The sequence below is a fragment of the Microcystis sp. M20BS1 genome (genome assembly GCF_020245305.1).
Lineage (GTDB): Bacteria > Cyanobacteriota > Cyanobacteriia > Cyanobacteriales > Microcystaceae > Microcystis > Microcystis ichthyoblabe_A.
Window position 1 is genome coordinate 1 of record NZ_JADBUZ010000177.1, and the last position, 10,295, is coordinate 10,295.

The following is a 10,295-nucleotide window of genomic DNA, read 5'->3' on the forward strand; positions in this document are numbered from 1 at the left end:
GATATCAGCCAGACTTGGAAACTATCTCATCAAATTAGTCCCCCCATAGAACCCCCTTGAGCCATCTTGCACACTTTTCTCTTTTTGTCAAATTTTATGTTAAGAAAGATGTGACTAATGGATAGCTTAATAAGGGGGGCATCTGACAATTTTTAACACCTACCTACTTAATTCATAATTCATAATTCATAATTCCCACTGATAACTTAGGAACTATGCAAACAATCTTTCAGCGCGTAGGCTACCTGTTGTTGTTCCTCGCAGCTTAAATCGGGGAACATAGGTAAAGATAACACTTTTTCACTGGCCAATTCAGCCACGGGTAAATCACCTTTTTTATAGCCTAAATACTGATAAACCGGCTGTAAATGTAGGGGAATCGGATAATAAACCATGGATAGGACATCTTTTTCCTGCAAAGCTGCCCGAATTTGGTCACGATTTTCCGTTAGGATTGTGTACTGATTCCAAACGTGCTTACCTCCGGCTAAAGCGGTAGGTAAAGTGATATTAGGCAAAGGTTGCAGTAATTCCCGATAACGTTGGGCAATCTCGATCCGTTGATTATTCCAAAAATCGAGATATTTTAGCTTAATTTGCAAAATAACCGCTTGAATGGCATCTAAGCGGCTATTGACACCGATTACCTCATGAAAATAACGCACCTTGCTCCCATGTTCTTTAACCATGCGAATTTGTGCCGCTAACTCGGGGTTATTGGTGGTAATTGCGCCACCATCGCCACAACCGCCTAAATTTTTGGTGGGAAAGAAGCTAAAACAGCCAATATCGCCGATACTCCCCACTTTCTGCCCATGCCATTCTGCTCCCGTTGCCTGCGCGCAATCCTCGATTACAAATAAATTATGGGAACGAGCGAAATTTACTACCTCAGACATATTGACAGATTGCCCAAAAAGGTGTACTGGGATAATCGCTTTAGTCTGGGGAGTAAGCGCTTTTTCCAACAGTGCCACATCGAGGTTAAAAGTATTAATATCGATATCGACAAAAACCGGCACTGCCCCGACTAAATTAATCGCTTCGGCGGTGGCAATAAACGAAAAAGTAGAAGTAATTACTTCATCCCCCGCTTGAATACCAAGGGCGCGCAGTGCCAGATAAAGGGCATCGGTTCCCGAATTACAGGCGACACAATCGCTAACACCATGATAGAGGGCAAATTGTCGTTCTAATTCGCTCACAGCTTCACCGCCAATATAGCGCCCAGAACGGAGGATTTCTAAAACGGCATGGTTAGCTTCTTCGCTGATGACTTGGTATTGACGGGATAAATCGACGGGGGGAATTGTACTCACGCGCTTTCACTCAAAATTAGAGACTAATCGGGATTTGTTGGGGAAAAGAAGGAATAATTAGTCAAAAATAATTATAAACTTGCTATTTATAGATTAAGTATTGTTGTAATTTGTTTCTTTTATTTTTATGGATGGATTAGTAGAACTAAATCTGGTGGACTTGGGTTGGGCTTTGGGGATGATGGGTATTTGTTTAATCCTCTCCCGTTGGTCAAATTTAGCTCTAGAGGGCCAATTATTATTGGCGACCGGTCGATCGATCCTGCAATTATTAGTGGTAGGCTACGTTATCGCCTTTATTTTTTCCCTGGATAATCCTCTAGCCGTGCTGGGGATTTTGGCAGTAATGATGACTATCGCGACTATTGTTGCTAAAAATCGCATTGATAGCCGAGATAAAGGCTTATTACCCCTAGTTTTTGGCTCTTTATTGATTAGTAGCTGTCTAACTTTAGGTTATGCGATTGCTTTAATTATTCAACCAGAACAATGGTACTCACCCCAATACTTGATTCCCTTGACGGGGATGGTGTTAGGCAATGCCATGAATAGTGCCTCTTTAGCCGGGGAAAGATTAAGCAGTGCCATTAAAAGTCACCGTTTGGAAATCGAAACCCATCTTTGTTTAGGGGCAACCCCTCAACAAGCGATCGCATCTTACCAAAAAGCAGCGATTCGAGCTAGTTTAATACCCACCCTCAATCAGATGATGGTGGTGGGTTTAGTCAGTTTACCCGGAATGTTCACCGGACAGGTATTGGCAGGAAGTGAACCTTTAAACGCCGCTTCCTACCAGATACTGATCCTGTTTATGATTGCCCTAGCTAACCTAATCACCGCTCAATTGGTGACAGAGGGAATCTATCGGCGCTTTTTCGGTGAGAATTTATCACTTATCAGTTAACAGTTATCAGTTAGTCAGTTATCACTAACCACTCCTGACTCCTAATTAACGCCCACTGTTCACCGATTACAGTTGACTGATCACTGATTTAGCCTTTCCACTTGCTGGCAACGACTTCAGCGAGATCAACCACCCGTTGGGAGTAACCCCATTCGTTATCGTACCAAGCGATAACTTTCACCATATCGCCACCCATCACCATGGTGAGACTAGCATCAATGATCGAGGAGGCATCAACACCGCGATAATCAGAGGAAACGAGGGGTAAATCATTATATTCGAGAATTCCTTTTAAAGAATTTTCCGAAGCTTCTTTGAGGACTTCGTTTACCTGTTCCGCGATCGTGCTTTTTTCCACTTGCGCCACTAAATCCACCACAGAAACGTTAGGAGTGGGTACACGCAGAGCGATACCGTTAAGTTTCCCTTTCATGTCCGGGATAACTAAGGCTACAGCTTTAGCGGCACCGGTGGAGGTGGGAACGATGTTAACGGCGGCGGCGCGAGCGCGACGCAGATCCCGGTGACTAGCATCCAGAATCCGTTGATCACCAGTGTAACTGTGGGTGGTGGTCATCGTCCCTTTGATGATGCCGAAGTTTTCGTGAATCACTTTGACGACAGGAGCAAGACAGTTGGTGGTACAACTGGCATTGCTGATGACATTGTATTTATCGTGTTCGTATTCGTGAGCGTTGACACCAACGACATAGGTTCCCACACCCGAACCTTTACCCGGTGCAGTAATGAGGACTTTTTTAGCTCCTGCGACAATATGCTTAGAAGCGCCCTCTTCATCAACGAAAACACCGGTAGCTTCGATCACTAAATCTACACCCCATTCTGCCCAGGGCAGATTGAGGGGATTGCGATCGGAATAACATTTAATAGTCTTACCGTTAACAATTAAAGAATTATCATCGGCATCGATATTAGCGTTAAGTTTGCCTAACATCGAGTCATACTTGAGCAGGTGAGCGTTACTCCGGGGATCGGATGTATCATTGATCCCCACTACTTCTAAGCCACTATTAGTCCGTCCTAACCAACATCTTAGGAAATTACGTCCAATCCGTCCGAAACCATTGATCGCTACTCTAATCACTGCTGCTTGCCCTCTACGTTCTAGTGCAATACATAAAAAAATAATTAATGTTCCCAATCATACCTTAAAGGTTGAACTTTACGATCCTGATCGAAAATAATTTATTACCTCAGCAATCCTATCGGGTTTAAATGAGAAAATTTAATTGATTAAAGCGATTTAAAGCCAAAATTAGCCTAAATAACCCCTAAAAGATTCTCATAACCCCATTCCCTCCTTAGCTGTCCGCCTTTTCGGTAATCAGATGTGAGTTTTCAGTTTACTGATTACTGATCACTTAAAGGTCCCCGCTCCTCTTATCCTCAAAAAAAACTCGTTTACTTTTCTGTAAACGAGTTCACTTTCCATGATACGATTAATAGTCCTTTGAGTTATTTGGCAACTGCTACCGGTGCTTTGACGGGCTGAGGCTGGGGCTGCAGATCGCGCAAGCTTGGGAAAAGGAAGTGGTTTTCCTCCACATATTGCGCTCCAAACAGTCCTTTTTCAGCCCAGAAATAGCGATCGGTTGTATGCTCGTTACGCTTAACAACCAATAAAGCTGGTGGGCTAATGCCTATAGCTTGAATATACTTACGCGCCGCAGTTACGGGTTTATCTTCGCCACTTTCAATACTATACTGGGGTACAAGTTCAAGTATCTTACGTCCTTCTTGACGACGGCGACTCTTACGTTTCCGTTTTCTGGCCAACCCAATTACCTCCTGTTTTGGCTAATCGTTGTAATGATAGTTACAAAAGCCGTAGCGATTATATCCCTTCTAGATCGAGAAATCAAGTGTCCCTTAGAAAGCCAATTACGGACAAGTTTGACCGGAAGCTAGACTGGGACTATGTTTAAGTTTTTCTGACAAAAACACAGCCCCAAATCCCGATACAAAACTTATTATTTTTAAACTTTTTTTAATATATACCGTGATCCACCCCGAAAACAGTGACCAAACCCTTATCCTAATTGCTTTTTACTGGCTGCACCCGACCCAAGGAGAGAGTCATTCTCTCCCCTGTCAACTGGGAAATAAAACTCGTAACCCTAGCTTTATCAAGGTTTTCTGATTTTTTACTTTTTACTTTCTTAGTATGCCCTTCTCCTCCCCCTCCCGGACTCCCCTGAGTGATGATTTTATTGCCCTGTGTCAGACACAGATGGAACTTTTGCGGGAGCAAATGGAAGCAGACAGAAGTGCGGTTTATTTAACTGAACCTTTATCGAGTAATTTAATTCCAGTCGTTGTTTATCCGCCTTTTAATCCCCCTTCTCCCCAAAAAAAGCGGCTTTCCTTGCAACCAGGGCAACCGGCGGCTGACTTGTTAACTGCGGTTAAGTTAGAAGATTTATCCCACCTCTGGAGTAATCAGGAGACCGTCAGCGGTCATCGCTTGTTTTTACCCTTAATGTATGAAGAGGGCATGATCGGATTATTGGTGACAACCAGAGAAAAACGACCTTGGCAAAGTTGGGAATTAACCCAGATGGCAAAAATCACCCAAACCCTCGCTTTAGCCTGTGTACTTGATCGCCAATTGGGAGAAGAACGTTATTATCGACAATGGCAACGTCAGCGCCTCGATACTTTTCTCCATCAAATCCGCAATCCCCTTACCGCTTTAAAAACCTTTGGTAAACTTCTACTCAAAAGGCTTTTAGCCGAAGAAGGTAACGATCCTGCCATTACCGGTATATTGAGGGAAAGCGATCGAGTTCGGGACTTAATTGCCGAATTTGAGGCACAAATTCAGCAAGAAAGCGAAAATTACCCCACCGTCGATATTCCTCTCCTGCAAGCGCAATCTTCCCCCACCACCTTTCTCTTGCCTGCTGGCAGCAGCCAACTAACTCCGATCGATCTCCATGATATTCTCGATCCGCTGCTCCTTTCGGCCCAGGCTGTAGCCAAAGAGAGAAATCTCAGTCTAGAAACGATTCACGGGGAAGACATACCACTTATTCGGGCCAATATCCCCGGTTTGCGGGAAGTATTCAGCAATTTAATTGATAATGCTCTCAAATATACTCCTGCTGGCGGAAAAGTCACCGTCGAGGTGCAGAATGTTAAGAATAGTGTAGAAATTGTTTTTAAAGACACGGGTTATGGTATAGCGAGGAGTGATCAAGAAAGAATTTTTCAACGTCACTACCGGGGAGTGCAAGCAGGGGGAGATATACCTGGTACGGGATTGGGTTTAGCGATCGCCAAAGAATTAATTACCAGCATGGGGGGGACGATTGAATTTATCAGTCCTAATCCCGATCCAACAAGTTCCCCTTACCCCGGCACGGTTTTTCGGGTTAGTATGCCAGTTATAGCCGATGATCACCTCAGTGAAGAAAGCTGATCTGGCCGTAAAATCTGCCTATTTTCTTGATCGGGAGATTATGGGGGCGATCGGTTAAAATATATAGAAAATATCAGTGTCACTGGTAACTTGGCCGTGAAGCAAAGAATTGACTAATTATGTCGATGATCGAACAATTGGAACCCGCTAATAAGGCTGATGTGTTAGTATATATGCCCTACTATGCCAAGGACAAACATAGTATCTTGCCCTATGCGATCGCTTTGTATCAAGGAGGATCTTTAGAAGGTCGTCGTCCCATAGAAAATAGCGAAGGGATTCCCTTTGTGGCCTCTTGGTATGTATCAAAATTGCCCTCGGAATTGACCCGTTGTCGTTTACAATTTGAAGGACAGGCCGACCTAAGCTATGAGATGACGATTCTTAACGCCGAGTTGATCGAATATCTCATCGGTGCAATTAAAACCTTTAAGCAGCTAGGTTCGGCCGACTTTTCGCAGGGATTTTATCGGAAACTGCTGCAATTTGAATGATAAAAGTCGGGATTTTACGGGTTAAAAGGAGCAAATCGTGGCCAAATCAGCCAAATCTATACTTATCTCTTCCCTGGAACCCCTCAGTGGTAAATCGGGAACTGTCGTCGGTTTAGCGCATCTCTTGCGACAAAAAGGACTAGAGATAAGTTACGGCAAACCAGTGGGCAATTGTCCGGGCTACGTCGATGGGCAATTGGTCGATGAGGATGTAGAATTTATTCGGCAATTATTAGAATTATCCCCCGAGCAGCTGCGTTTACCCCTGATCTATACTGATGCGGATTCCGTTGCTAAACGTTTACAAGGTGTAGATCAACAGAACTACGGCAATATTCTTGCTGGTTATCTCGATCGAGTTAACAGTGATATTATCCTCCTCGAAGGGCCGGGGACTCTCTGGGAAGGCAGTATTTTTCAGTTATCGATGGGGGAGATGGCCAAAATTCTCCAGACTCCAATCCTATTGGTGGCCCGCTATAGTTCTCCCCTAATTGCCGAGAGTCTGCTGAAAGCAAGAGAGGAATTAAATAATCAGCTGCTGGGGGTAGTGATTAGTGATATCCCGGAAGATGATTGGGAGGAAGTACAATCTCTCCTGAAACCCTATTTGTCCCGCCAAGGAGTGGAAGTTTTAGGACTGTTACCTGCTAGTAAATTATTGCGTAGTATTAGTGTTCGGGAAATTGTCCATCTTTTGGGGGCCAAAGTATTATGTCGTCCCGATCGTTTAGATTGGATGGTAGAAAGTTTAGCGATCGGGGCGATGAATGTCAACGCCGCTTTAGAATATTTTCGCAAGGGGGAAAATATGGCCGTGATCACGGGCGGCGATCGCACAGACCTCCAGTTAGCTGCCCTAGAAACTTCTACCACCTGTTTGATCTTAACTGGTTCTATCTCTCCAGATCCCCTAATTTTGGGACGGGCCGAGGATTTAGAAGTACCGATTCTCTCGGTAAATTTAGATACTCTCAGTACCGTGGAAATCGTCGATCAGGCCTTCGGGAAAATTCGCTTACAGGAACAGGTAAAAGTCGCTTGTATTCGCGAATTAATGGGGGAACATTTCCAAATCGATCGCCTGTTAGAAAAGTTAACAATAGGGGCGTAATTTCTCCCCTGCTGCCCAGAATTTCATGGGAAATCACTTCATGAGTCTATCATCCTCCCCTGTGTCATCTCCGGTCAAAGAAAATGACTGGAGCTTATTATTAAGATTACTTCCCTACGCAAAAAAGCAAAAAGCTCTGCTATTTTGGTCATTAATACTTCTTTTTCCCCTATCTCTGACGGGGGCGATCCAACCCTTAATTATCGGTCAAGCGGTTTCCCTTTTGCAAAAGGAACAAACCTGGGGGTTTTTGTCTCAAATGCCCTTAACAGCAGCCATTAATACCCTAATTATTATCCTGTCGGTTTCGATTATTTTACGACTGATTTTAGGGACAACACAAGGTTATCTAGTGCAGAAAGTCGGTCAGTCAATTACTGCTAATGTCCGGGAAGATTTATTTAGTCATGTTACTTCCCTTTCCTCTAGTTTTTTTGATCGCTCTCCCGTGGGACGTTTAGTCACTCGTTTAACCAGCGATGTGGAAGCATTAGGAGAAGTTTTTGCTAGTGGGGCGATCGGAGTTGTCAGTGATCTGGTCAATATTTTAGTTATTATCCTCACCATGTTTACCCTGCAATGGCAATTAGCTCTATTGTTGGTGTTGATGTTATTTCCTGTCACTGCTTTAATTATCTTTTTTCAAAAACAATATCGCAGGGCTAACTATCAGGTACGCGAGCAATTATCAAAACTTAATGCCCAATTACAGGAAAATGTAGTCGGAGTTAATATTGTTCAATTATTTCGCCGCGAACGCTTTAACGCTGAAATGTTTCGCAATATCAATACTCAGTATCGTCGCTCCCTAGATAAAACAATTTTTTATGATTCGGCCGTCTCAGCTACGTTGGAATGGATCGGATTAATTGCCGTGGCAGGAGTATTATGGTTAGGGGGTATTTTTATTCTCCAAAAAACCATTGATTTTGGGGTTTTATCGGCTTTTATTTTATTCTCCCAACGTCTCTTTAATCCCCTGCGTCAGTTTGCCGAAAAATTTACCATGTTTCAATCGGGTTTTACTGCTATTGAACGCATTGGGGAATTAATGAGTATTCCCATTGAAATTACTGATTCTAACAATTATAAAGAGATTTCTTTCCCAGCAAAACTTAAAACTGGCGAGATTATTTTTGAAAATGTTTGGTTTGGTTATAAACCAGATGAATATATTATCAAAGGTCTCAATTTTACCATTAATCCGGGGGAAAAAGTCGCTTTAGTCGGTCCCACTGGTGCGGGAAAAAGTTCGATTATTCGTCTTCTCTGTCGTCTTTACGAACCAAGTAAGGGCAGAATTCTAGTGGATGGTATCGATATCCGTTATCTTCCCCAAGCGGAATTAAGACGTTATATCGGTGTGATTCTCCAAGAAACTTTTCTCTTTGCTGGAGATGTGACTCGCAATATTACTTTAGGAGAAAATTATGATTTTGAGCAGGTGAAGGCAGCGGCTAAATTAACTAATATCGATCACTTTATCGAGGAGTTACCGGATGGTTATCATACTCTTTTACGCGAACGGGGCGCAAATTTGTCGGGAGGACAAAAACAATTACTCGCTTTTGCGAGAGTCGCTATTCGTAACCCTGAAATTTTAGTTTTAGATGAAGCTACTGCTAGTTTAGACGTGGGGACAGAAGTATTAATTCAAGAAGCTTTAGAACAGATTTTAGTCGATCGTACTGCTATTATTATCGCCCATCGTCTCTCCACTATTCGCAATGTCGATCGAATTCTTGTCCTGAAACGCGGGGAATTAGTCGAATCGGGAACCCATGAAGATTTATTAACCAAAGACGGCCTCTACGCTAGTTTATCGAAAATTTGGGTTTAAAAGCCTGAAGTTCCAGCATTTGTCTTAAATTTTCCCATTCTTTTGCAAATAATCGACTAATGCCCATAATCCTAAGCGATAACTTTCGGCCCCAAAACCGCTAATCTGTCCGATGGCTATATCGGCAATGTAGGAATGATGACGAAAAGACTCGCGTTTGTAAATATTGCTTAAGTGTACTTCCACACAGGCGATTTTTGTGCCTAAGAGTGCGTCGCGGATGGCGATACTGGTATGAGTATAAGCTGCTGCATTAATCAAAATACCGTTATGCTGACCCCATGCTTGCTGAATCCAGTCCACTAATTGCCCTTCCTGATTGGACTGGTGCGCGGTTAAATTCACCCCTAAACGGGTGGCTTCTTCACTTAAAAACTGGTTAATCGCTTCTAAATTGATGTTACCGTAGAGATTCGGCTCTCTTTTCCCCAATAGGTTTAAATTCGGTCCGTGTAAAACCAGAATGCTTAGTTTATTCACCACTGTCTTCCCTATCATCACCAGAATTAATCTTATCTCGATCAGGGATTATTGCCTATCAACAGCATTTTTGCCGTTAGGGTAATCAGACTAAATCCAGTTATTATAGCGTTTTTCAGTCTGCTGAGGTACAAAAGTTATGGGTTTTAGGCACTCATGCAAGAGGCAAAAGGCTAAGGGGAAGAAAAACAGGTGTACCTCACTAGCTTAGGAAACGCTATAAAAACTGATTATTTATTCTCCGTTTTGCAGGAGTGCCTCTCCTGATATGTAGCCCATACTCAACGGATTTAGTATTGCTTGCGATTCTATCACTCAATCCAAGCTTTTGGGGGGTGGAACCCCCCAAACCCCGAAGCGCATTAGTTTTTCGGTGGGATGCTTACACGCAGCTGCTGATACATCTGTAATAATTTGAGAGTCATTCCCCTTGCAGCAGTGCCTTTCCTGATATGTAATACCATTTCTCTAAATGAAAACTACACATCGAATTTAAGTCACCCTTTTTAAGGGGGATTTAGGGGGATTAAATTTCTGTAGTCAGACTTTGGAGAATTGGTATAAGTTAAACTTATCACACAGAACCTAGAAGAGCCCAGAGAGGGGAGAGGAGAATAAATAAAAATAATCTCCTGAATCCCGACTCCTGAATCCTGATAACTGATTAAATGCCGTGACTTTTGCCGATTACCCAATGACGAC

At 43.1% G+C, this 10,295-nt stretch carries 9 protein-coding genes; 5 read left to right on the top strand and 4 right to left on the bottom strand.

Annotation, left to right across the window (positions count from 1 at the left end; all coding sequences use genetic code 11):
* Positions 1–206: 206 nt before the first annotated feature.
* Entirely contained in the window at positions 207–1,319 is a 1,113-nt protein-coding gene (locus IM507_RS17235; RefSeq protein ID WP_287637397.1) for a DegT/DnrJ/EryC1/StrS family aminotransferase, read from the bottom strand.
* Between the two features lie 127 nt (positions 1,320–1,446).
* Between IM507_RS17235 and IM507_RS17240 the strand changes: the two genes are divergently transcribed.
* Complete coding sequence (locus tag IM507_RS17240) at positions 1,447–2,223, top strand: ABC transporter permease (RefSeq protein WP_002734326.1); 777 nt, start codon at positions 1,447–1,449, stop codon at positions 2,221–2,223.
* Between the two features lie 88 nt (positions 2,224–2,311).
* On the opposite strand, the gene IM507_RS17245 is transcribed toward IM507_RS17240, so the two are convergent.
* Together IM507_RS17245 and IM507_RS17250 are read right to left on the bottom strand one after the other, a co-directional pair.
* Positions 2,312–3,328, bottom strand: a complete 1,017-nt coding sequence (locus IM507_RS17245; protein WP_002731954.1) for a type I glyceraldehyde-3-phosphate dehydrogenase — start codon at positions 3,326–3,328, stop codon at positions 2,312–2,314.
* A gap of 371 nt (positions 3,329–3,699) precedes the next feature.
* Entirely contained in the window at positions 3,700–4,020 is a 321-nt protein-coding gene (locus tag IM507_RS17250; RefSeq protein ID WP_002732265.1) for a DUF3155 domain-containing protein, read from the bottom strand.
* A gap of 388 nt (positions 4,021–4,408) precedes the next feature.
* Between IM507_RS17250 and IM507_RS17255 the strand changes: the two genes are divergently transcribed.
* The 4 genes from IM507_RS17255 (at position 4,409) to IM507_RS17270 (ending at position 9,113) form a co-directional block, all read left to right on the top strand.
* Positions 4,409–5,665, top strand: coding sequence for a GAF domain-containing sensor histidine kinase (locus IM507_RS17255; protein WP_069475418.1), 1,257 nt, complete (start codon positions 4,409–4,411; stop codon positions 5,663–5,665).
* Positions 5,666–5,784: 119 nt separating this feature from the next.
* Positions 5,785–6,159 carry a type IV pilus biogenesis protein EbsA gene (ebsA, locus tag IM507_RS17260; RefSeq protein ID WP_069475419.1) on the top strand — a complete coding sequence of 125 codons (375 nt, stop codon included), beginning with the start codon at positions 5,785–5,787 and terminating at the stop codon, positions 6,157–6,159.
* A gap of 37 nt (positions 6,160–6,196) precedes the next feature.
* Positions 6,197–7,273, top strand: coding sequence for a phosphotransacetylase family protein (locus IM507_RS17265; protein ID WP_002731691.1), 1,077 nt, complete (start codon positions 6,197–6,199; stop codon positions 7,271–7,273).
* A 40-nt stretch (positions 7,274–7,313) separates the two neighbouring features.
* A complete protein-coding gene (locus tag IM507_RS17270; RefSeq protein WP_069475420.1) occupies positions 7,314–9,113 on the top strand; it encodes an ABC transporter ATP-binding protein in 1,800 nt (599 codons plus the stop codon).
* Positions 9,114–9,137: 24 nt separating this feature from the next.
* On the opposite strand, the gene aroQ is transcribed toward IM507_RS17270, so the two are convergent.
* Entirely contained in the window at positions 9,138–9,593 is a 456-nt protein-coding gene (gene aroQ, locus IM507_RS17275; protein WP_002734113.1) for a type II 3-dehydroquinate dehydratase, read from the bottom strand.
* Positions 9,594–10,295: the final 702 nt, after the last annotated feature.

Excerpts from the sequence above, each read along its gene's own strand:
- IM507_RS17240 (WP_002734326.1), top strand. The coding sequence starts at position 1,447 with ATGGATGGATTAGTAGAACTAAATCTGGTGGACTTGGGTTGGGCTTTG.
- IM507_RS17255 (WP_069475418.1), top strand. The coding sequence starts at position 4,409 with ATGCCCTTCTCCTCCCCCTCCCGGACTCCCCTGAGTGATGATTTTATT.
- ebsA (WP_069475419.1), top strand. The coding sequence starts at position 5,785 with ATGTCGATGATCGAACAATTGGAACCCGCTAATAAGGCTGATGTGTTA.
- IM507_RS17270 (WP_069475420.1), top strand. The coding sequence starts at position 7,314 with ATGAGTCTATCATCCTCCCCTGTGTCATCTCCGGTCAAAGAAAATGAC.